The following is a 22,184-nucleotide window of genomic DNA, read 5'->3' on the forward strand; positions in this document are numbered from 1 at the left end:
CTGCAGATTACTGGCGGCGGCGGAACAGCGGCAGTGGCTCGTCCGTTGCAGCCTGGTAGGTCACCGAGAAGTCCTTGAGGCTTTCCAGCGCTTCGTACGGGTCTTTGTCGGCGCGCAAGGCGAAGGCATCGAACCCGCAGCGGTGCAGGTAGAACAGTTGGTCGCGCAGCACATCGCCAATCGCGCGCAGCTCGCCTTTGTAGCCGTAGCGGTCACGCAGCAGGCGCGCGTTGGAGTAGTTGCGGCCGTCGGTGAAGGCCGGGAAGTTCAGGGCGATGACCTGGAAATGTGCCACGTCTTCACCGATTTCCTCGGCTTCTTCATCGGCGTCCAGCCACACGCCCAGGCCTCCGTCGCGGGCCTTCAGGGCGTGGCCGTGTTCGCGCCACAGGGCCAACGGCACGATCAGGTCGTCGCAGTTGGAGATGCCGTCGAAGCTCGCGTCCTTGGGCAGCAGGTGCCAGGTTTCGTCGACGACTTCGTTGTTCTTAATGATTCGCTGCATAGACGCGCTCCTTGAACAGGTCAATGCCGATACGCTGGTAGGTGTCGATGAAACGCTCATCTTCGGTGCGCTGTTCGATGTAGACGTCGATCAGCTTGCCGATCACCTCAGGCATGGCTTCCTGGGCGAAGGACGGGCCGAGGATCTTGCCCAGGCTCGCATCGCGGCTGGCGCTGCCACCCAGGGACACTTGGTAGAATTCTTCGCCTTTCTTGTCCACGCCCAGGATGCCGATATGGCCGACGTGGTGGTGACCACAGGCGTTCATGCAACCGGAAATGTTCAAGTCCAGCTCGCCAATATCGAACAGGTAGTCCAGGTCGTCGAAGCGGCGCTGGATCGATTCGGCGATCGGGATCGACTTGGCGTTGGCCAGGGAGCAGAAATCGCCGCCCGGGCAGCAGATGATGTCGGTCAGCAGGCCGATGTTCGGCGTGGCGAAACCGCCTTCGCGCAGCTCGCCCCACAGGGTGAACAGTTGGCTCTGCTCGACGTCCGCGAGAATGATGTTCTGCTCGTGGGAGGTGCGCAGTTGGCCGAAGCTGTAGCGCTCGGCCAGGTCGGCGACGGCGTCCAACTGCTTGTCGGTAATATCGCCCGGCGCGACGCCGGTCGGTTTCAGCGACAGGGTCACTGCCACGTAGCCCGGCTTCTTGTGCGCCAGGGTGTTGCGGGTGCGCCAGCGCGCAAAGCCTGGGTGCTGCTGGTCGAGTGCTGCCAGCTCGGCGTCCTGATGGGTCAGGGTCTTGTACTCAGGGTCGACGAAATGCTTGGCTACACGGTGCACTTCGGCTTCGGTCAGGGTGGTCTGGCCGCCGCGCAGGTGTTCCATCTCGGCGTCGACTTTCTGGGCGAAGACCTCAGGGGTCAGCGCCTTGACCAGGATCTTGATCCGGGCCTTGTACTTGTTGTCACGACGGCCGTAGCGGTTGTAGACCCGCAGGATCGCGTCGAGGTAGCTCAACAGGTCCTGCCATGGCAGGAATTCGTTGATAAAGGCACCGACTACCGGCGTACGGCCAAGGCCGCCACCCACCAGTACACGGAAGCCCAGCTCGCCGGCCGCGTTGTGCACCGGCTCCAGGCCGATATCGTGCACTTCGATGGCCGCACGGTCCGAGGTCGAGCCATTGATGGCGATCTTGAACTTGCGCGGCAGGTAGGCGAATTCGGGGTGGAACGTGGTCCATTGGCGGACGATTTCGCACCAGGGGCGTGGGTCGATCAGTTCATCGGCGGCAACACCGGCGAATTGGTCGGTGGTCACGTTGCGCAGGCAGTTACCGCTGGTCTGAATGGCGTGCATCTGCACGGTGGCCAGTTCAGCCAGGATGTCCGGCACATCTTCCAGGGCCGGCCAGTTGAACTGTACGTTCTGGCGGGTGCTGATGTGGGCATAGCCCTTGTCGAAGTCACGGGCAATCTTGGCCATCATGCGCGTCTGGCGCGACGTCAGCTGGCCATAAGGCACGGCCACCCGCAGCATCGGTGCAAAGCGCTGAACATAAAGGCCATTTTGCAGGCGCAGAGGGCGGAACTCTTCTTCGCTCAGTTCACCTGCTAGGTAGCGTCGGGTCTGATCACGGAACTGCTTGACGCGGTCCTCGATGATGCGCTGATCGTATTCGTCGTATACGTACATATAGGTCCTGTTCTCGGCAAATCTGCGCGCACGGCCGCGCACTCCCAACGGAGCCGGCGCACGATACCAGTTTGCGTTTATGCGCAAAAGTGATGTTTGAGTATATGCAAATAACCAAATTGACTAATGAGAACCGTTATCGCGATACCCACATTTGTCATGCGGGCAATCATCAACTTTACTGTGCTCGTGTCTTCGTGCAATCACCTATAAAACCGACAAGAGGCGATGCGATGAGTAATCCGACAAAAGCCCGTAAACCCGACAGTACCGTGGACGCCTGGGCCATACTGTTCCTGATTATCCTGGTGGTAGGGACAGCGGTGTTCTGGGTCAGCCACCAATAAAGGCGGTCGATTGAGCCTCGATTGACTGTCGGATTGCCACTATCATGGCGTCCACTGTTCAAGGCTCGAATAACCATGTTCAAGGTTCTGATTGCGTGTGTGTGGTTGCTGGGATCGACGGTCGGGGCGATGGCCCATGCCACGTCGGTGGTGTTTCTCAACCCGGGCACGTCCACAGAAACCTTCTGGGTCAGCTACGCGCAACTCATGCAGGCCGCTGCCAAGGACCTCGGCCTGGATTTGCGCGTGCGTTATTCCGAGCGCGATGCCAACAACACATTGGTACAGGCACGTGAGGCACTGCAAGGCAGCGAGCGGCCCGATTACCTGGTGCTGGTCAACGAGCAGTACGTTGCCCCGCAGATTCTGCGCATGGCCGAGGGCAGCGGGGTCAAGCTGCTGATCGTGAACAACGCGCTGACCCCTGACCAGGTGCAATTGCTGGGAACCCGCAGTGGCATTCAGTTGATCGGCAGCCTGGTAGCCGACGACGAAGAAGCTGGCTACCTGATGCTCAGCGACCTGTTGCGCCAGCACGGCCCGGTTGCGCCCGGCCAATCCCTCGACCTGTTGGCATTTTCCGGCACCAAGACCACCCCGGTGGCGCAGTTGCGTGAGCGCGGCATGCGCCGGGCGCTGGCCGAGCATCCCGAGGTGCGCCTGCGCCAGTTGGTCTACGGCGAATGGAGCCGCCAGCGCGCATTCGAGCAAGCCACGCAACTGTTCAAGCGCTACCCGCAGACGGCGCTGGTGTGGTCGGCCAGCGATCAGATGGCGCTGGGTGCGATGCAGGCGCTGCAAGCCAGCGGGCGTGTAGCCGGCAAAGACGCCCTGTTCAGCGCGATCAACAGTTCGCCCGAGATCTTGCGGGCGCGCCTGGATGGCCGGCTGTCGACCCTGGTTGCCGGGCATTTCACGGTGGGCGGATGGGCCATGGTGCTGATCAATGATGATGCCAAGGGCGTGGACATTGGCGCACACGGCGGGCGTGACCGTCAGTTGGCGCTGTTCCAGTTGATCGATGCTGCCCAGGCGCAACGCTTGCTGGGGCCCATGTCACCGGTGGATTTCCGTGCGCTGTCGGCCGTGGGCAAGCCGGCTTCCTACCGTTACCCGTTCAGCCTGCAACTGCTGTTGCGTTAAACACCGGCCAGGTGCAGCACCAACTGGACGATGCCGAACAGCGTCAGGGCAAACACCGCCGTGAACAGAATGCCCAGCACTACAAAGTGGCTGGGCTTGCCGTGGGCAAAGTCCCGGGCGCGGTTCTTGCCGCTTTGCACGCCGAATGCCGCAGCCATGACGCTGTGCAGCATTTGCCAGAAGCTCGGTGGCTTATTGTCTGAATCGTCCATGGTGCCCTCACGCGGTCAGATGAACTTACTCTGATCACAGGGTAGTCAACTTTGCCGCGCCTCGAATATTTGCTTACCGCCGATGCGCCCGCTGGCTTTGGTGTGATGGTCGCTCCATTCTTGAGGAGCAATACCATGTCCGATACCCTCCCTGCGTCTTCCGCTGTGGCGAAACCGCCCCCTGCCAGCGCAAGCATCCACAATAAGCTCCTCGAAAAGGCTGTTCCGCCATGGCTGACCGGCGCGGCGCCCGCGAGCCTCCAGGCGCTGAAAGCTGCTTCGACGGTCCAACCTGACTGGCACCGGAACGCCACGCCAGCCGAGCGCAAGGCATTGAGCGCGGTGACCATCGCCAGCGTGCTGTCCCAGGCGGCGCTGAATACAGCCATGTTGGATTTCAAGGACGTCAACGCCTTTGCCAGGCCATTGCTGGTCAAGGCGCTCAAGGATCGATTCAACCTCACGCTGGATGTCGACAAAACCTTTCTACGCCTGAACAAACCACTGGAAGCGACCATTTTCAATATCCGGGTCTCAACGTTTGAAGTGTTGAAACTGCCGTTGTTGCAAGCGGTGTTGCATAACTTCGAGGCCTCCGAATGTGAGCCCGGCGCGTTTGATTCGTCGTCGGGTTTTGTGGTCGAAACCGCGGTAAAGGGCGTGTTCGAAGCGGTGGACACCACGCTGACCGTGAGGCAGTTCACTCAATTGTGTCGCTCGCTGGATATCGGCGCGCAGTACCAGGTTTATCTCAAGGGGTATTTTCGTCCTGCGGACGGCGTGGCTGAACAGGCGCTTCGAAGCACCTTCATCACGGCCCAGAAAGATGCCCTGCGCGTAGCCGCTGAGCGGGCCTTGCTGAAAAAAGACATCAGCCTCAACGACTACACCATGATCCTGAGTGTGATCAACGGTGAAGTTCATCCGCAGCTGGACGGCAGGCCCGTGTGGTTTCAAGACATGGGCGTGATGAAAAAGTACAGGCTGACAGGTTGTGTGGCCTTCGTCATTTGCGAGAAGTATCGCTACACCGAAGACCTTATCGTGTACGTGCCCAATGATCCGGAGCATCCACTCAAACGCTACACCTATGCGCAAATGAAAGCCGAGCTCAAGCGTCAGTTCACCGCGTGCGACGTGTCGTCATCCGCGAATGGCGGCGTGAATACTTACCAGCGGTTCTTCAGCCAGTTTGTGGCCTATGCCGATCGCCCTGGTTATTTCAGCGAGTTCACTGAAGACGCACCGGACACACCGTTCAGCCAGAAGGTGGGCGCGTATGCGCCGATTTTCAATGGGCTGTGGCGGGCGCTGAACCCGCTGGGAGGGTTCAAGGAGCTGCCACCGGCGAAGCAGCCCGAACAGGTCGCCACCGTCGATCCGTTTACGGACGTCTCGACGATGCTCCGGCAAGGGACAGACATCTGGACCCCAAACGTCGACCTGTGGGGCTACCTGTACGATCGCCATCGCGATCAGATCATCGCCGATGCCGCCAGCCATGCAGTGCCTACGGCCGATGTCGACGCGCGGGTGCGTTCGAGGAAACTGGCTTCGCTGTTGAATATCGGCATGCTGGTGTTGAACGGTATATCGATGTTCATCCCCGGTCTGGGCGAGGCCATGATGGTGGTGATGGCTGGCCAACTGCTGCATGAGGCATTTGAAGGGGCGATAGAGTGGAGTGAAGGCGATCGCAGAGCAGCCAAGGCGCACCTGATCGATATAGCGGAAAACCTGGCCATGCTGGCGGTGATGGTCGGCATCGGCAAAGCCTTTGGCGCGTTGGCGGCGGTCAAGCCCGAGCCGGTCATCGAGGGCCTGGAGCGCGTCACGTTGCCCAATGGCAAGGTGCGCCTGTGGAAGCCCGACCTCACAGCCTATGAAAGCAATGTGCAGATAAATGCTGCGCTCAAGCCCAACGCGTTTGGTGAGTATGACGTCGATGGCAAAAGCTATATTCGCCTGGGCGCCAAAATGTACGAAAAGCGGTTCGATCCCCAGCTCAAACAGTGGCGGTTGGTACACCGCTCCGACCCGGACGCTTACCAGCCGATATTGAAACACTACCGCAACGGTACCTGGCGTCACACCCTGGAGCGGCCGTTGGCGTGGGACCGCGCAACCCTGCTGCGGCGTTTGGGGCCACCCTTTGAAACGTTCTCGGATGCGCAACTGGAGCAGCTCGTCGAGGCCAGTGGGGTCAGCGACGATGCCTTGCGTAAACTGCACATTGACGATCAATCCCCGCCGCCGCAGTTGTTGGAGATGGCGCGTTTGCTTGAGGTCGACCGGCAAACGGAGGCGGTGATCGGGCAAGTTCGCAAGGGCGCGTGCGTGAACGGTTATTGCCAACTGATGGTGCCGTTTGCAGTGGAGCTGCCGAACTGGCCGGCTGGGGAGGTCATCGAGGTGTTCAGCGGTCCGGAACCCTGGGGGCGGTCCGTGCGATTTGGCCCGGACGCCGCTACCGGCAGTGCGAGGCCCACGATCAAGATCACCCAGGCGCAAGTGGATGCAGGGAAGCTGCCGGAGCACATCGTGGCCGCCCTCGACGAAGAAGACCTCACGCAACTGCTGGGCAGCGAAAGCACTTGGGCAGGTGCCGATCGTGTGCAATTGCTGCGGGACCGTCTGGCCGACCAGGCGCAGTTGCGGAAAAAAGCCCTGTTCGACAACCTGCTGAGCCGACAGACGCAGCCCGATGCCGACGTCCAGGCACTTCAACGCGGTTTTCCATCGCTGTCGCCGGAAGCCGCACAGCACGTGCTGGGCGATGCCAGCGCCGCCGATCTGAGCCGGTTGCGCACGACCGGGCGCATTCCTTTGTCCCTGGCCAAGGCCATTCGCGTGCACCTTCATCAGAGCAGCCTGAGTCGGGCGCTGGCTGGCTTGTCCGTGGAGAACCTGGCGTCCCCGGCCAGTGACCGACTGGCGCTGCACACCCTGGAGCGGTTACCCGGATGGTCGGCGGACACTCGCGTTGAAGTGCGTTCACTGGGGATCCGCGGCCCGCTGGTAGACAGTATCGGCAGCGACCAAGCGTCGACGCGCTATTACCTGATCAAGCGTGACGATTACATGCGCGCCATGGATGCCGAAGGCAAGGCATTGAACAGCGTGCCCAAGTTCGGCCACAACCTGTTCGAGTCGCTGCTGGAAGTGCTGCCCGAGCCCTGGCGGCGTTCATTGCAGGACAACCCGAGTCAAGCCTTGCAAAAGCAGGTGACGGACTACGCGTACAGTCACCGCGATGAAATGTCGCGAATCCTCGCTCGCGATGCGCTCCCATCGGGCGCCGGGCGCTTGTTGCGTCGCCCCTCCGGCGGGTTCGGCTACGCGGCCAGTGGGGATGTGGCGGGTTTTGCCGATGAACCGTTGATCGCCAGGGTGCGGGATATTTGCCCTCTCTTCACTGACCAGCAGGCCCTGGCGTTCATCAGGGACAGGCGGCTTGCGGGCGATACCGACCAACAGGTGTTTCACATGTTGCAAAACCGCAAGCGGGAACTGGAGGGCCTGACGGCGGCACTGGACGCTTGGGTTGATGGGGGGGCACCAGCATTACCGTTTCCTCTGCGCGAAGCCTGGCCAAGCCGGCGTCGTTTTGCCGAGCGCATCATTTTTCACTGGAGAATGGGTTTCTACCGCGGTACGGCACCTGAACGGGTACTGGATCTGTTGGGGTGCGATGCCTTGCCGCCGTGGGTTGCCGATTTCTCCCATGTGAGTAAGGTTCGCATAAGTGCCCAGCAATTGAATCCCGCGTTGCGACAGCGGTTTTCTGCGCTGAGAAGCCTTGATATTTATATCGATTCCGTCGGAGATATGCCTGCGCTGGCCGATGAGCTGCCGACGTGGAACGGGATTCGCGAACTCAGCCTCGAACTGCAACCAGTACTAGGGCGCTATTCGCCGGCGCTGACCCAAGCGGTCCAGGGGATGACCCAACTGGAGCGGTTGCGCTTGACCGGTAGTATTCCTGCGCTGGACTACAGTGCACTGACACGTTTGCGTACCTTGTCGCTGGCCGGAAATCTGAGCGAATGGCCGACAGGGCTCATGGCGCTCGATGAGCTTGAGTCGTTGGATCTCACCGGCGTGAACATTCGCTCACTCCCCGACGCACTCTTCAGCGGACATGAGCGCTTATGGCGCGGCTTGCGCTTGAACCTGGAGGCGCTGGCCCCCCGTTCGTTCATGAGGGCGTTTGAGTATGTGCATGAAAACCCGGCCCATCTGGTGGATGAGCCGCGGATGGTGGAAGGGTACTGCCGCGGTCGCCTGGCTGTATTGGTGCCGCAGGATCCGGCATTCGCAGCGAATGCCCTGGCCGTGTTCGGGCAAGACGGGCTGACGAGCCGGGCGTTACTGGATAAGGTCGGGGCATTGCACGAAGAATATCGCGCCTGGGACGCACCGTTGGTGGCGTGGCAAGGACGCGTAGGGGCGCGAGTCGAGGGTGAGCAAATGCCCACGTCTCACCGCCAGGTGCTCGCAGACAGGATCCGTGAGTGTTGGCGCGACGCGCTGGCTGCGCGCTACGCCCCCAATGAGCCGGTGGCCGGCCCGTCCCGAGGTGCCAGAGAGGTACCGCGCAATACGTTGGACCTGACGGGCTACGACTCTCCAGGAGATCTACCTGCATTGGGCAATACGGTCTTCCCTCAAATACGTCGGCTGAACCTGTCAGGTGCAAAGCTTGCCGCAACGGGAGTGGACGAGTTTCTGAGCCGGTTTCCTCAACTGCGTGAACTCAACCTGCATAACAACCGGTTGACTGAATTGCCTCAAGCCCTGGAGACGCTGGGGCAACTCACTGAGCTGAACCTGTCTTACAACCAAATCACGATCACTGCTGCGACCCAGGCGCGCCTGAGTCGCTTGACCGCCCTGCAGAGGCTGGACCTGTCGAATAACCGTGTCGGCAGCCTGAACGTGACATCACTGGCGGACTTGAGGTCGCTGAATCTGGGCAGCACCCAGACCCGGGAATGGCCCGACGGGGTGCTGACGTTAACCCAGCTGGGTTTCCTGGACCTGAGCCACAGCGGTATCACAAGCATTCCCGATGCCGTGCTGACAGCGCGCAACGTTCTGCTGGCGGGTACCTCGTTGAAAGGGTGCCAGTTAACCCCGCAGGCGATCGCCACGGCCCAGGCATTCGCTCACCGTACGCGCCCCGGAACGCCATTGGCGACTATGTTCATGCGGCCGTTCGGGATCGAAAGAGAGGTGCTGGCCGCCGGAAGAACCGGAGGTGATCCCATGTTCTTCCCCGCGGAGGTTTCGGAACAGCCGGACCTGTTATTTGACCAGCCCACGTACCTGGACGACACGCGTAAACCCCCGACCTTCGTCGAACGCTTGCAACGTCTGGATCCACAACTGGGCTTGGCCCGTGCCGTCGAATACATAGACACATGGCTTGCCGACGGCGTGGGTGCAATTGAAATCGAGAACGCCCTGACCCAGTGGCAGGCGCAGCACACCCAACTGATCGAGGGTTTGAATCGTTGGATCGATGTACCCGCCTTCCGCGAGGGTGATGTGTGGGTGAGCGCGACCGACCGCCGTCGCGCCGCCGAGCGATTGCTGGCGTGTTGGCGAGAAACCCTGCGCCATGTGCACGTGAATGTGGGCGCCGCCCGTGACTATTCCGTTGATTTGAGCGGGCTGGTCCTCGGCGATCTGCCGGCGCTGCCGGTTACCTTCCCGCATGTTGGTGCCCTGGACCTGAGCGGTGTCAGGCTCAGCCTCGCTTCGGATCCGTTCCTGCTCGCCTTCCCGCGCCTCAATCGCCTGAGTCTCAATGCCAACAGGATGGGCGCATTGCCCGATGCCGTTACGCAGTGTGCAGAACTTACCCGCCTGGCGCTCGCCGATAATGCACTGTCGGCCAACGTGCCGTTGCAACACCAATTGCTTACCTTGCCCCAGCTGCAAGTATTGGACCTGAGGGGCAATAGCCTGGATACGTTTGACGTGACCGGTCTTGATCGCCTGCAAAGCCTGGACGTGAGTGACAATCGGTTGTCCGAATTTCCAACGGGCGTGCTGGAGGCGCCTGCACTCACCACCCTGAATCTGCGTAATAACTACCCGATCGAGGTCATCCCTCCCAACGCGTTTCTACCGCAACATGCAACCTTGATGGCGGGTACCGATTTGTCGGGTAACCTGCTGAGGGAGGAGGAGTTCATCAGGCTGCGTGAATACCAGCGCCAAACCGAACGGGGATTGGGCTTTACCGCCGAGGAGATTGACAGGTATCTGGCAGGGTTTGGTCCTGACTCAGCCTCCGATGACGAGGACATTGACGTTCACCCAGGGCAGGAAACGGCGCAGGTGCAGAAAAACCGCTGGTTTCAAGGTGTGGCCGCCGACTCGGAAAAGCATCGGATGTGGGAGGAGGTGATGGCTCAAGACACGACCGGTGACTTTGCTGAAATACTGGCGCAACTGCGTGAGACCGCGGACTTCAGGCAGGATCGCGTCGATCTTGTAGAGCGGGTCTGGGCCGTTCTGGAAGCGGCGTATGCAGATCCGGTGTTGCGCCAACGATTAATGCTGATAGCCAAGGCTTCCAGGCATCGTACGACCTGCGGGGATGGCCGGATTCTGCTGTTCAATCAACTGGAGGTCGAGGTCTATGAGTTCAACGCGTTGCGCTCCGTTGACCCCACTAACAAAGGCCGGGCACTGCTGAAACTGTCCAGAGGGCTGTTCCGTCTGTCCCAGGTGGAAGAGGTGGCGTCCGAGCGCATCCGGCTACACCCTGGAATGGACGCTGCAGAAATTCGCCTGGCCTTGCGCATCGGCCTTGCCCAGCGTCTGGAACTGCCCAGGCAACCCAGGAGCATGCTCTATGCCGGCGTTTCGGGGGTGACGCAAGCGGATCTGGATGCGGCCTATACGAGGATTCTCGCCAGGGAAAGTACACCGGTATTCATGGAGCAACTGACCGCACGCGGGTATTGGGAAGACTACCTGCAGGAGAAATACCCCGCCGAATTCGCCAGGGTGCAACAGGCACGCGACGAAAAAAGCTCGAGCCTGGAGGATCAATACCCGGATCTCAGCCAGGAATATCTGCAGAAAATGGAGGCGTTGAAGAAGGCCAATGAGGCGGAGCGGCAGGCCTTGATGGTTGAGCTGTCAACCCGCGAAATAGCCGCGCTGGGCAACTAGTCTGCCACCCGCATACCCGTACTGCGCCTTCGCGCTGCGGGTATGCGGGGATGCCATTGCCGACGAACCTAGTTGTCATACCCCAGGTTAGGGGCCAACCAGCGTTCAGTCACGGCCAGGTCCTGGCCTTTGCGTGCCGCGTAGCGGGTCACCTGGTCCTTGTCGACCTTGCCGACGGCAAAGTACTGCGCCTGCGGGTGGGCGAAGTACCAGCCGCTGACGGCCGCTGCCGGGAACATTGCGTAGTGTTCGGTGAGGAACACGCCGCTGCGGCCGGCGTGCATTTCGCGGGCTTCGGGGTCGAGCAGTTGAAACAACTGGGCTTTCTCGGTGTGATCCGGGCAGGCCGGGTAGCCTGGGGCAGGGCGAATGCCGCTGTACTGCTCCTTGATCAGCGCCTCGTTATCCAGTTGCTCGTCCTTGGCGTAGCCCCAGTATTGCTTGCGCACCTGCTGGTGCAGCCACTCGGCGCAGGCCTCGGCCAGGCGGTCGGCCAGGGCCTTGACCATGATCGAGTTGTAGTCGTCGCCCGCGTCCTGGTAGGCCTTGGCGACTTCTTCGGCGCCGATGCCAGCGGTGGTGATAAAGCCACCGATGTAATCGGTCACGCCGCTGTCCTTGGGCGCGACGAAGTCGGCCAGGGAAAAGTTCGGCTTGCCGTCGGTCTTGATGATCTGTTGGCGCAGGTGGTGCAACCGGGCGATCGGCTGGCCGTCGTCGCCGTAGACTTCCAGGTCATCGTCCTGCACCTGGTTGGTCGGCCAGAAACCGAACACGGCGCGGGCGCTGATGAGCTTTTCGTCAATCAGTTTCTTGAGCATTTCCTGGGCATCGGCGTACAGCGCGGTGGCGGCTTCACCGACCACTTCGTCTTCGAGGATGCGCGGGAACTTGCCGGCCAGGTCCCAGGAGATAAAGAACGGCGTCCAGTCGATGTACTCGGCCAGCACCTTGAGGTCGATATTGTCCAGCACCTTGGCGCCGGTAAAGGTCGGCACCACCGGGGTGTAGGTGCTCCAGTCGAACTGCGGCTTCTTGGCGATGGCCGCCGGGTAGCTCAGGCGCTCGGTGCGGGCGCTGCGGTTGGAGGTGCGCTCACGCACTTCCACGTACTCTTCGCGGGTACGCTCGACAAAACCGGCCTTGAGCTCCTTGGACAGCAGTTGCGTGGCCACACCCACCGCGCGCGAGGCGTCGGTGACATACACCACGGCATCATTGCTGTACTTGGGTTCGATTTTCACCGCCGTGTGCGCCTTGGAGGTGGTGGCGCCGCCGATCATCAGCGGCAGGTGGAAGTCCTGGCGCTGCATTTCGCGGGCGACGTGCACCATCTCGTCCAGGGACGGGGTGATCAGGCCGGACAGGCCGATGATGTCGCACTTCTGCTCCTTGGCCACCTGCAGGATCTTCTCGGCCGGGACCATCACGCCCAGGTCGACGATGTCATAGCCGTTGCAACCCAGCACCACGCCGACGATGTTCTTGCCGATGTCGTGCACGTCGCCCTTCACCGTGGCCATGAGGATCTTGCCCTTGGCTTCCGGCTTGTCGCCTTTTTCCAGCTCGATGAACGGGATCAAGTGGGCCACGGCCTGCTTCATCACGCGGGCGGACTTGACCACCTGGGGCAGGAACATTTTGCCGGCGCCGAACAGGTCACCGACGATGTTCATGCCGGACATCAGCGGGCCTTCGATCACTTCGATCGGGCGTGCGAACGACAGCCGCGATTCCTCGGTGTCTTCGACGATGTGGGTGGTGATGCCCTTGACCAAGGCGTGCTCCAGGCGCTTGTTCACATCCCAGCCGCGCCATTCTTCGGTCTCGGCTTCCTTGACGCTGCCGTCGCCTTTGTACTTGTCGGCAATGGCGAGGAGGGCGTCGGTGCCCTCCGGGGTGCGGTTGAGCACCACGTCTTCCACCGCATCGCGCAGCTCGGCCGGGATCTGGTCATAGATCTCCAGTTGGCCGGCGTTGACGATACCCATGCTCAGGCCGCTGCGGATTGCATACAGCAGGAACACCGAGTGGATCGCCTCGCGCACCGGGTTGTTGCCCCGGAACGAGAACGACACGTTGGACACGCCGCCGGAGGTCAGCGCATAGGGCAGTTCGTCACGGATGTAGGCACAGGCGTTGATAAAGTCGACGGCATAGTTGTTGTGTTCTTCGATACCGGTGGCGACCGCGAAGATGTTCGGGTCGAAGATGATGTCTTCCGGCGGGAAGCCCACTTCATTCACCAGGATGTCGTAGGAGCGTTTGCAGATTTCTTTCTTGCGCGCTTCGGTGTCGGCCTGGCCGGCTTCGTCGAACGCCATCACCACCACCGCAGCGCCGTAGCGCTTGCACAGCCTGGCGTGGTGAATGAACTGCTCGACGCCTTCCTTCATGCTGATGGAGTTGACGATGCCCTTGCCCTGGATGCACTTGAGGCCAGCCTCGATCACCTCCCACTTGGAGGAGTCGATCATGATCGGTACGCGGGAGATGTCCGGCTCGCCGGCAATCAGATTGAGGAAGGTCACCATGGCCTTCTTCGAATCGAGCATGCCCTCGTCCATGTTGATGTCGATCACCTGGGCGCCGGCTTCCACCTGTTGCAGGGCGACCTCGAGGGCTTCGGTGTAGTTGTCTTCACGGATCAGACGGGCGAAACGCGCCGAGCCGGTGATGTTGGTGCGCTCGCCGACGTTGACGAACAGCGAGCTGCGATCAATGGTGAACGGCTCCAGGCCCGACAGGCGGCAAGCCTTGGGAATGTCCGGGATCACACGCGGCGCATAACCGGCCACGGCCTTGGCGATGGCTTCAATATGGCTCGGCGTGGTGCCGCAGCAGCCGCCGACAATGTTGAGGAAGCCGCTCTGAGCGAATTCCTCGATGACCTTGGCGGTTTCCGACGGCAGTTCGTCGTACTCGCCGAATTCGTTCGGCAAGCCGGCGTTCGGGTGCGCGGAAACGTGGGTGTTGGCTTTGTTCGACAACTCTTCCAGGTACGGACGCAGTTCGCTGGCGCCCAGGGCGCAGTTCAGGCCCACCGAAATCGGCTTGGCGTGGGCCACGGAGTTCCAGAACGCTTCGGTGGTCTGGCCTGACAGGGTTCGGCCGGAGGCATCGGTGATGGTGCCGGAGATCATGATCGGCAACTCGATATTCAGTGCTTCGAACACGCCTTGCACGGCGAAGATCGCGGCCTTGGCGTTGAGGGTGTCGAAGATCGTCTCGATCAGGATCAGGTCGGCGCCGCCCTCGATCAGGCCTTTGGTGGCCTCGGTGTAGTTTTCCACCAGCTCATCGAAAGTCACGTTGCGGTAGCCAGGGTTGTTCACATCGGGCGACAGCGAGCAGGTGCGGCTGGTTGGGCCAAGCACGCCCGCGACGAAGCGCGGCTTGGCCGGGTTCTCGTGGGTCTTGGCGTCGGCGATCTTGCGCGCCAGGCGTGCGCCTTCTACGTTTAGCTCGTAGGCCAGTTCTTCCATGCCGTAATCGGCCATGGAAATGCGCGTGGCGTTGAAGGTGTTGGTTTCGAGGATGTCGGCGCCGGCATCCAGGTAGGCTTTTTCGATACCGCCGATCACGTCCGGACGGGTGATCACCAGCAGGTCGTTGTTGCCCTTGACGTCGCTTGGCCAGTCGGCGAAGCGTTTGCCACGGTAGTCGTGTTCTTCCAGTTTGTAGCTCTGGATCATCGTGCCCATACCGCCGTCGAGGATCAGGATACGTTCCTTGAGGGCTTGATGAAGGGCTTGCAGACGAGCGCTACGATCGGACATGGGACTACTCTGGTCAGGCATTTCGGAGGGCGTGAATCATAGCAAACCTGTGCCGATTTAGAGCATGCGCAGGTTTTGCATGAATATCGTTCATGTTGTTGTGGGGTGTGGCCCGGTAGAATCACCGGCAATTTTTCAGCGCACGCATTGAATCGGGACCGGATACATGTCACTTCGCCTCATCACCAGCGCCGTCCTGGCACTGGTCGCCTGCCTCGCACAGGCTGACGGACCCGCCCCGGCGATTTCGTACACCCGCGACATTCAACCGATCTTTACCGAGAAGTGCGTGGCCTGTCACGCCTGCTACGACTCCGCCTGCCAACTCAACCTGGGCAGTGCCGAGGGCGCGGCGCGCGGCGCGAGCAAAGTGCCGGTCTACGACGGTGAACGCAGCCAGGCCACGCCGACCACCCGCTTGTTCTATGACGCCTTTGGCAAGCAGGCCTGGCAGCAGAAGGGCTTCTACTCGGTGCTGGACGCCCAGGGCAGCCAGGCCGCCTTGATGGCGCGCATGCTGGAGCTGGGCCATAACGCACCGCTGCAAGCCAACGCCAAGTTGCCCGACGACATTGTGCTGGGCCTGAACCGCGAAAACATGTGCGCCATGCCCGGCGAGTTCAATGCCTACGCGGGTGCCCATCCCAAGGAAGGCATGCCGCTGGCGGTCACGGGCCTGACCGACCAGCAATACCAGACCCTGCAGCGCTGGCTCGCCTCCGGTGCCCCTATTGATGAGCAAGGCCTGGCGCCCAGCGCCAGGGAAGCCCTGCAAGTGCAGCAGTGGGAGAACCTGTTCAACCAGCCCGGCGCCCGCGAAAGCCTGGTGGCACGCTGGTTGTTCGAACATTTGTTCCTCGCCCACATTTACTTCGAGAATGGCGAGCCGGGGCATTTCTTCCAGTGGGTGCGTTCGCGCACGCCGAGTGGCCAACCGATCGACCTGATCGCCACGCGCCGCCCCAATGATGATCCCGGCACCCAGGTGTATTACCGCCTGTGGCCGGTGCAGGGCGTGATCGTGCATAAAACCCACATCACCTACCCGTTCAGTGCCGACAAGATGGCGCGCATCAAAGCGTTGTTCTACGCCGGTAACTGGCAGGTCAATGCCTTGCCGGGCTACGGCCCTGGCCGGCGCGCCAACCCGTTCGAAACCTTCGAGGCCATCCCGGCCAAGGCGCGCTACCAGTTCATGCTGGATAACGCCGAATACTTTGTGCGCACCTTTATTCGCGGGCCGGTGTGCCGTGGGCAGATTGCCACGGATGTGATCCGCGACAACTTCTGGACGCTGTTCCAGGACCCGGACCACGACCTGTACATCACCGACGCGCGTTATCGTGGCCAGGCCACGCCTTTGCTGGCTATGCCTGGGCAGAACGATGACGTCGGCAGCGTGCTCAGCCTGTGGCTGGCGTACCGCGACAAACGCAATGAATACGAGGCCCTGCGCCGTGACAGCTACGCCGACCTGCCGCCGCCGAGCTGGTCGAGCCTGTGGGCGGGCAATGACAATGCCTTGCTGAGCATCTTCCGCCACTTCGACAGCGCCTCGGTGACCAAAGGCCTGATCGGCGAAGTGCCGCAGACGATGTGGCTGTTCGACTACCCGCTGCTGGAGCGGACGTATTATCAATTGGCGGTGAATTTTGATGTGTTCGGCAATGTGTCGCACCAGGCCCAGACTCGGCTGTATTTTGACCTGATCCGCAACGGCGCCGAGCAGAACTTCCTGCGCCTGATGCCGGCCGATTCGCGCGATGGCTTTATGGATGACTGGTACCAGAACAGCGGCAAGCTCAAGCTGTGGCTGGACTATGAGGCCATTGACGACGACAAGCCCACCGGCCTGCACCTGAGTGAGCGCGATCCAAAGCGTGATTTTGCCAACCAGTTGCTCAGCCGCTATGGCAACTTGAACGCCAGCCCGGATCCGATCAACCGCTGCAGCGGCGCCTATTGCTCTCGCGACGGTATCGACCCGGCCTTGCAGGATGCGGAGCAGGCGCTCAGCCGCCTGACCTCACGCCCGGCCGCCGGGCTCAAGGTCATCGAGCAATTGCCCGAGGCCACGATGCTGCGTGTCGAGACCGCCAGTGGCAAGCGCGTGGTCTACAGCATGCTGCGCAACCGTGCCCACAGTAATGTGGCGTTTCTGCTGGGTGAGGCTTATCGCTATCAGCCGGGCCTGGACACGGTGACCCTCTATCCGGGCGTGCTCAGCAGCTACCCGAACTTCATGTTCAACATCCCCGCCCAGGAAGTGCCGGAGTTCGTCGCCGAAATGGAACGGGCCAAGGATGCCAAGCGTTTTGAAAAGATTGTGGATCGGTGGGGCGTGCGGCGCAGTCATCCGTTGTTCTGGCAGTATTTCCATGATTTGTCGCAGTACATTCGTGAGACTACGCCGGTGGAAGAGGGGGTGTTGGATATGAATCGGTATGAGAATTTGTGAGGGTTTTTGCGAAGGGGGGCCTATCTGTTGCACCGATAACGGATAGGACTCCGACCCAAACCAACCACTATCCCGACAAAAACACTAGGACTTTGTACCTGCGTAATATTTTGGCGTAAACTGCTGGCAAGCCTGTGAGGAGTTTCCATGACTGCCATAACCATTACCGACGCCGCCCACGATTACCTGGCTGACCTGCTGTCCAAGCAGAACACCCCAGGTATCGGCATCCGCGTCTTTATCACCCAGCCCGGCACCCAATACGCCGAGACGTGCATTGCCTACTGCAAGCCAGGGGAGGAGAAGCCTGAAGACACCGCCCTGGGGCTCAAAAGCTTCACCACGTACATCGACGCCTTCAGCGAAGCCTTCCTTGACGACGCCGTAGTCGACTACGCCACCGACCGTATGGGCGGCCAGTTGACCATCAAGGCGCCGAACGCCAAGGTGCCGAACGTCAACGCCGACAGCCCGGTCAACGAGCGCATCAACTATTACCTGCAAACCGAGATCAACCCTGGGCTGGCCAGCCACGGTGGTCAGGTCAGCCTGATCGACGTGGTCGAGGACGGCATTGCCGTGCTCAAGTTCGGCGGCGGCTGCCAGGGCTGCGGCCAGGCGGACGTGACCTTGCGTGAAGGCATCGAGCGCACCTTGCTCGAGCGCATTCCGGAGCTCAAGGGTGTACGCGACGTGACCGACCACACGCAGAAAGAAAACGCCTACTACTGAGTAAGGTGTTCACTGCGAATAGAAAAACGGCGCCCCGTGAGCGCCGTTTTTTATGCTTAAAATTCAGTATCTTATGCTGATAACCTAACGTTGAAGATTAACTGTAGGAGCCGGCTTGCCGGCGATAGCGACGTGTCAGTCAACAGATTCGGCAGCAGATACGCCGCCATCGCCGGCAAGCCAGCTCCTACAGTATAAAATTATTCAAATATATCAGTTGGTTGTGGCTATTTTATGAGGTTGTTTGTCATGGTCGATAAAGGTGTGCATGCCCGGCTCGATACAACGAAGACTCACTGAAGCTGTTACTCGCCAACACCCGACCCACCACAATCAATGCCGTACGTCGAAACCCTTTCGCCGCCACTTTCTCGACAATGTCATCGAGGGTGCCAATCGCCCAATCCTGATCCGGCCAGGTCGCCCGGTGCACCACGGCAATCGGGCAATCGGCGCCATAGTGCGGCAGCAGTTCGGCGACGATCCTTTCCAAGTGGTTGACCCCCAGGTGGATCGCCATGGTCGTGCCATGCCGGGCCAGGCTGTCGAACTCTTCACCGGCAGGCATGCTGGTTTTATCTGCGTAGCGGGTCAGGATCACGCTCTGGGCGATGTCGGGCAGGGTCAGTTCGGTTTCCAGCAGCGCCGCGCAGGCTGCCACGGCGGTGACACCGGGGATGATCTGGAACGGGATGCCCAGTTCGCGCAAGTGGCGGATTTGTTCACCAATTGCCCCATACAGGCTCGGGTCACCGGAGTGTACGCGGGCCACATCCTGCCCTTTGGCATGGGCGGCCTTGATCAGGTCGATGATCTGTTCCAGATGCAATTCGGCACTGTTGACCAGGGTTTCGGCCTGATGGCCTTCCAGCACCGCCGCCGGCACCAGCGAACCGGCGTAGATGATCACCGGGCAGTTGCGGATCAGCCGCTGACCTTTGACGGTGATCAATTCCGGGTCGCCGGGGCCTGCGCCGATGAAGTAGACGGTCATGGTCATTCCTGTCGAAAAACGGGCGAGCATGAATGTTATTCATGATCGGGGCGAACGATTATCGGGATTTTAGCCGGCGCACGCCAATGCAAAGGTGGCCTGTGCGGTCTTTTTGCGGGTGATCAGCAGGCGGGCAGGGGCGTTTCCGAGTTGCTCCGCCAGGGCCAGGGCGGCGCTTTCGGCGATGCCGTAACAGCCGGTATGGGCAAAAACAATGTCCGATTTGTGGCTCAGGCGCTGTTCAAAAGGCGCCAGTTGTTCAGCGCTGAAGCAATGCAGCGGCAGGTCCAGCCTCTCGGCCAGTGCCCGCAGGCCAGGTTCGTTCTGTTTGCGATCGATGCTGGCCAGCGCGGTGATGCTGTCGCGCTCGATACCGCCCTCGGCGAGGACGGTGTCAAACAGCGCCAGCAAGGTGTGAACGTCACAACCTTGCTGGCAACCCAGGCCGACCACTCGCGTCATGCGGAGTATTGATCGTCACGGTTGCGGCGGAACAGCCACGCGCTGATCAGCCCCAGGGCCAGCCAGAATGCGACGTTGGTCAACTGCGAAGCGATCTTGAACTGCGCTTCCAGGGCTTCCGGTGCCAGCATCGAATGCACCTCTGGCTGCGGCGCGCCGATCAGGTGCGGGACTGCGAGGATTGCAACACCCAGCACTTTGAGCAGCCAGTTGCGCCCAAACACGATCAACGCGATACCCGCCGCGGTAGAGGCTGCGGTACCGATCCACCAGGTCTGGCGCAGTGCCAGGTCGGCGGCGGCGGTGCCCGGCAACTCGGGCGGCAGGCCCAGGGTGGGCGCCAGCACGAACGTCGCATAACCGGCCAGGCCCCAGAGCAGGCCTTGGGCCACGCGGGTCGGCGCACGCAGGGTGTAAAGGCCGGCCAGCATCAACGCAAAACCGACCGCGACCACCAGGTTGCCGCCGGTGGTGGACAGCACGCGCTGCCAGCCATCTTCGGGTTCCCAGGCTTCGGCATCGTGGGTATGGGCCGCAGCTCCCTCGGCATGTTCATGGGCCACTTCGGTGGCGGCCGGGGCGTTTTCGTAGGTTTCCGCCTGCAGAATCAGCGGGGCGACCCAGAAGCTTTGCAACAGGGTCAGCAGCAGGGCGGCCAGAAGACCGGTGAAACCTGCGGTTTGCGCAATACGCTTGATCATGTCGGCAGGTCTCAGTGGCACGGGAACGCGGCGCTGTGGCGGGTATCGTGGGCGGCGTTGTGCACGGCCTCGATGTGCGAGAAACCGGCGAAATACACCAGGCACGCGCCGAGGATCGACGCGCCGATGGCGGCGGTCAGGCGTTGGCTCAGGGTGGCGGAGTTGCTGGCGGTGTGCGAGGTGCTGCTGATGATCGACATGGCGCGTCCCTTCTGGGTGTCAGGGTGAAACGAGCGCATGAAAACCCCGCGAGCCGGGCACGCGGGGTTCTGAACAGCGCCCGCCCACCGCGGGTTTGTTATCTGAATTTTTCGGGCCGGTCTCCGGGCTTGCGAGGGGGCTCCTGGGGAGTCCTGAAAGCGTCGCCTTCCCATGCCATACAGGCACAGTGGATCTGACGCTTCGCTCGCTTACCGTTGCGGGGGCAGCACCGGACTGGTCATAACGCTATGACGCACCGGTTTCCCGTTTCACCCTGTGAAGGGCACCCGAAACAAGGTGTGTAGGAGAGCATGGTGGGATTGGGGGAGTCAATTGGGATGTGGGGCTTATCCGTTATTTGGGTGATGGCGGAACCCATTTCAGCCGTTACCCAAAAAACGGATACGTACACAAGCCAGGCCACCCCATCATTGACCATCCCCCAAGCACTGCGTAGCCTTGCACCCTCGAGGTTCTTCGGCCCAGGCCGAAGCTAAGAAGGGAACGCGGTCCAAGCCGCGGCTGCCCCCGCAACTGTGAAGGGTTCATCTGTCTGCCACGCCACTGCCATTAAGGCGGGAAGGCGCAGCCAGCGCCGGTCGCAAGACCTGCAAGCCCCAAGCCAGGAGACCTGCCTCGCAACCGATTTTTCAATTCAACCGGGCGGGGTGATCCGGTGACGAAATCCGCTGCTGCGCGCCGTCGCAGGGCCTATCGTCCCGTATGCCCGCCCCCAAGGGCATCCGATGAAAACACTGGCCAAACTTCCCGTCACCATCGTTACCGGCTTCCTCGGCTCGGGCAAGACCACGTTGCTGCGCCACATGCTCGACAACGCCCAGGGCCGCCGCATCGCGGTGATCGTCAATGAATTCGGCGAGTTGGGCATCGACGGGGATATCCTCAAACAGTGCTCCATCGGTTGCACCGAAGAAGAAGCCAACGGCCGCGTCTACGAACTGGCCAATGGCTGCCTGTGCTGCACCGTGCAGGAAGAATTCTTCCCGGTGATGCGCGAATTGGTCGCCCGTCGTGGGGACCTCGACCACATCCTCATCGAAACCTCCGGCCTGGCCCTGCCAAAACCGCTGGTGCAAGCCTTCCAGTGGCCGGAAATCCGCAGCGCCTGCACCGTTGACGCGGTGATCACCGTGGTCGACAGCCCGGCCGTGGCCGCTGGTACCTTCGCCGCATTCCCGGACCAAGTCGATGCCCAGCGCAAACTCGACCCGAACCTGGACCACGAATCGCCACTGCACGAGCTGTTCGCCGACCAGTTGGCCAGCGCCGACCTGGTGATCCTCAACAAAACCGACCTGATCAGCGCCGAAGACCTGGCCCGCGTGCGCCTGGAAGTCGCCGAAGAACTGCCGCCGGCGGTGAAGATCATCGAAGCCAGCAGCGGCCGCCTGCCACTCGACGTGTTGATCGGCCTGGGCGCCGGCTCCGAAGAGCACATCGACGGCCGCCATAGCCATCACGATCATCACCACGACGGTGAAGAGGATCACGACCATGACCATGACGCGTTTGATTCGATCTCCATCGACCTGCCGCAAGCCGACGAAGCGCTGCTGCTCGACGCCCTGACGCAACTGGTGGTGCAGCACGGCATCCTGCGTGTCAAAGGTTTCGCCGCCATCCCGAACAAGCCGATGCGCTTGCTGATCCAGGGCGTGGGCACGCGTTTCGACAAGCATTTCGACCGTGCCTGGGGCGCCGAGGAAGCGCGCATCACACGCCTGGTGCTGATCGGTCAGGCGCTGGACGCGGCAGGCCTCGAAGCGCAACTGCGCGCAGCCCTCAGCGTTTAACCC

13 protein-coding genes and 2 riboswitches are annotated in these 22,184 nt (G+C 61.3%); of the genes, 5 read left to right on the plus strand and 8 right to left on the minus strand.

What is annotated here, in order from left to right:
- Positions 1 to 7 precede the first annotated feature (7 nt).
- Entirely contained in the window at positions 8 to 505 is a 498-nt protein-coding gene (locus BM70_RS0117890; RefSeq protein WP_025857241.1) for a DUF934 domain-containing protein, read from the minus strand.
- Positions 489 to 2,147: a nitrite/sulfite reductase gene (locus BM70_RS0117895; RefSeq protein ID WP_025857242.1), complete on the minus strand. Its 1,659-nt coding sequence runs from the start codon at positions 2,145 to 2,147 to the stop codon at positions 489 to 491. The genes BM70_RS0117890 and BM70_RS0117895 overlap by 17 nt, the downstream gene beginning before the upstream one ends.
- 422 nt (positions 2,148 to 2,569) lie before the next feature.
- On the opposite strand from BM70_RS0117895, the gene BM70_RS0117905 reads away from it, so the two are divergent.
- Positions 2,570 to 3,637, plus strand: a complete 1,068-nt coding sequence (locus BM70_RS0117905) for an ABC transporter substrate-binding protein (protein ID WP_025857243.1) — start codon at positions 2,570 to 2,572, stop codon at positions 3,635 to 3,637.
- On the opposite strand, the gene BM70_RS0117910 is transcribed toward BM70_RS0117905, so the two are convergent.
- Entirely contained in the window at positions 3,634 to 3,849 is a 216-nt protein-coding gene (locus BM70_RS0117910) for a DUF2970 domain-containing protein (protein ID WP_025857244.1), read from the minus strand. The two genes, BM70_RS0117905 and BM70_RS0117910, sit on opposite strands and share 4 nt — an antisense overlap.
- A 135-nt stretch (positions 3,850 to 3,984) precedes the next feature.
- Between BM70_RS0117910 and BM70_RS31925 the strand changes: the two genes are divergently transcribed.
- Positions 3,985 to 11,040: an NEL-type E3 ubiquitin ligase domain-containing protein gene (locus BM70_RS31925; RefSeq protein ID WP_025857245.1), complete on the plus strand. Its 7,056-nt coding sequence runs from the start codon at positions 3,985 to 3,987 to the stop codon at positions 11,038 to 11,040.
- A gap of 68 nt (positions 11,041 to 11,108) precedes the next feature.
- Here BM70_RS31925 and metH read toward each other — a convergent pair whose 3' ends face one another.
- Positions 11,109 to 14,819: a methionine synthase gene (metH, locus tag BM70_RS0117920; RefSeq protein WP_025857247.1), complete on the minus strand. Its 3,711-nt coding sequence runs from the start codon at positions 14,817 to 14,819 to the stop codon at positions 11,109 to 11,111.
- A 166-nt stretch (positions 14,820 to 14,985) separates the two neighbouring features.
- Between metH and BM70_RS0117925 the strand changes: the two genes are divergently transcribed.
- Positions 14,986 to 17,277: a fatty acid cis/trans isomerase gene (locus BM70_RS0117925; protein WP_025857248.1), complete on the plus strand. Its 2,292-nt coding sequence runs from the start codon at positions 14,986 to 14,988 to the stop codon at positions 17,275 to 17,277.
- A 147-nt stretch (positions 17,278 to 17,424) separates the two neighbouring features.
- Complete coding sequence (nfuA, locus tag BM70_RS0117930; RefSeq protein WP_025857249.1) at positions 17,425 to 18,009, plus strand: Fe-S biogenesis protein NfuA; 585 nt, start codon at positions 17,425 to 17,427, stop codon at positions 18,007 to 18,009.
- Between the two features lie 247 nt (positions 18,010 to 18,256).
- On the opposite strand, the gene cobM is transcribed toward nfuA, so the two are convergent.
- From cobM to BM70_RS0117950, 4 genes are all read right to left on the minus strand, one after another.
- Complete coding sequence (gene cobM / locus BM70_RS0117935; RefSeq protein ID WP_025857250.1) at positions 18,257 to 19,003, minus strand: precorrin-4 C(11)-methyltransferase; 747 nt, start codon at positions 19,001 to 19,003, stop codon at positions 18,257 to 18,259.
- A gap of 69 nt (positions 19,004 to 19,072) precedes the next feature.
- Positions 19,073 to 19,465: a cobalamin biosynthesis protein gene (locus BM70_RS0117940; RefSeq protein ID WP_025857252.1), complete on the minus strand. Its 393-nt coding sequence runs from the start codon at positions 19,463 to 19,465 to the stop codon at positions 19,073 to 19,075.
- The gene (locus BM70_RS0117945) at positions 19,462 to 20,166 is read right to left on the minus strand and encodes a CbtA family protein (RefSeq protein ID WP_025857254.1); all 705 of its coding nucleotides are present in this window, start codon (positions 20,164 to 20,166) and stop codon (positions 19,462 to 19,464) included. Before BM70_RS0117945 ends, BM70_RS0117940 begins: the two co-directional genes overlap by 4 nt.
- 11 nt (positions 20,167 to 20,177) lie before the next feature.
- On the minus strand, positions 20,178 to 20,366 hold the full coding sequence (locus BM70_RS0117950) for a CbtB domain-containing protein (protein ID WP_025857256.1): 189 nt from the start codon (positions 20,364 to 20,366) through the stop codon (positions 20,178 to 20,180).
- Between the two features lie 96 nt (positions 20,367 to 20,462).
- Positions 20,463 to 20,673: riboswitch (cobalamin riboswitch) on the minus strand.
- Positions 20,674 to 20,820: 147 nt separating this feature from the next.
- Positions 20,821 to 21,021, plus strand: a riboswitch (cobalamin riboswitch).
- A 92-nt stretch (positions 21,022 to 21,113) separates the two neighbouring features.
- Between BM70_RS0117950 and cobW the strand changes: the two genes are divergently transcribed.
- Positions 21,114 to 22,181: a cobalamin biosynthesis protein CobW gene (gene cobW / locus BM70_RS0117955; RefSeq protein WP_025857258.1), complete on the plus strand. Its 1,068-nt coding sequence runs from the start codon at positions 21,114 to 21,116 to the stop codon at positions 22,179 to 22,181.
- Positions 22,182 to 22,184 lie beyond the last annotated feature (3 nt).

This window comes from Pseudomonas sp. CHM02, assembly GCF_000612585.1.
Taxonomy (GTDB): domain Bacteria; phylum Pseudomonadota; class Gammaproteobacteria; order Pseudomonadales; family Pseudomonadaceae; genus Aquipseudomonas.

Excerpts from the sequence above, each read along its gene's own strand:
- BM70_RS0117890 (WP_025857241.1), bottom strand. The coding sequence starts at position 505 with ATGCAGCGAATCATTAAGAACAACGAAGTCGTCGACGAAACCTGGCAC.
- BM70_RS0117895 (WP_025857242.1), bottom strand. The coding sequence starts at position 2,147 with ATGTACGTATACGACGAATACGATCAGCGCATCATCGAGGACCGCGTC.
- BM70_RS0117905 (WP_025857243.1), top strand. The coding sequence starts at position 2,570 with ATGTTCAAGGTTCTGATTGCGTGTGTGTGGTTGCTGGGATCGACGGTC.
- BM70_RS0117910 (WP_025857244.1), bottom strand. The coding sequence starts at position 3,849 with ATGGACGATTCAGACAATAAGCCACCGAGCTTCTGGCAAATGCTGCAC.
- BM70_RS31925 (WP_025857245.1), top strand. The coding sequence starts at position 3,985 with ATGTCCGATACCCTCCCTGCGTCTTCCGCTGTGGCGAAACCGCCCCCT.
- metH (WP_025857247.1), bottom strand. The coding sequence starts at position 14,819 with ATGTCCGATCGTAGCGCTCGTCTGCAAGCCCTTCATCAAGCCCTCAAG.
- BM70_RS0117925 (WP_025857248.1), top strand. The coding sequence starts at position 14,986 with ATGTCACTTCGCCTCATCACCAGCGCCGTCCTGGCACTGGTCGCCTGC.
- nfuA (WP_025857249.1), top strand. The coding sequence starts at position 17,425 with ATGACTGCCATAACCATTACCGACGCCGCCCACGATTACCTGGCTGAC.
- cobM (WP_025857250.1), bottom strand. The coding sequence starts at position 19,003 with ATGACCGTCTACTTCATCGGCGCAGGCCCCGGCGACCCGGAATTGATC.
- BM70_RS0117940 (WP_025857252.1), bottom strand. The coding sequence starts at position 19,465 with ATGACGCGAGTGGTCGGCCTGGGTTGCCAGCAAGGTTGTGACGTTCAC.
- BM70_RS0117945 (WP_025857254.1), bottom strand. The coding sequence starts at position 20,166 with ATGATCAAGCGTATTGCGCAAACCGCAGGTTTCACCGGTCTTCTGGCC.
- BM70_RS0117950 (WP_025857256.1), bottom strand. The coding sequence starts at position 20,366 with ATGTCGATCATCAGCAGCACCTCGCACACCGCCAGCAACTCCGCCACC.
- cobW (WP_025857258.1), top strand. The coding sequence starts at position 21,114 with ATGAAAACACTGGCCAAACTTCCCGTCACCATCGTTACCGGCTTCCTC.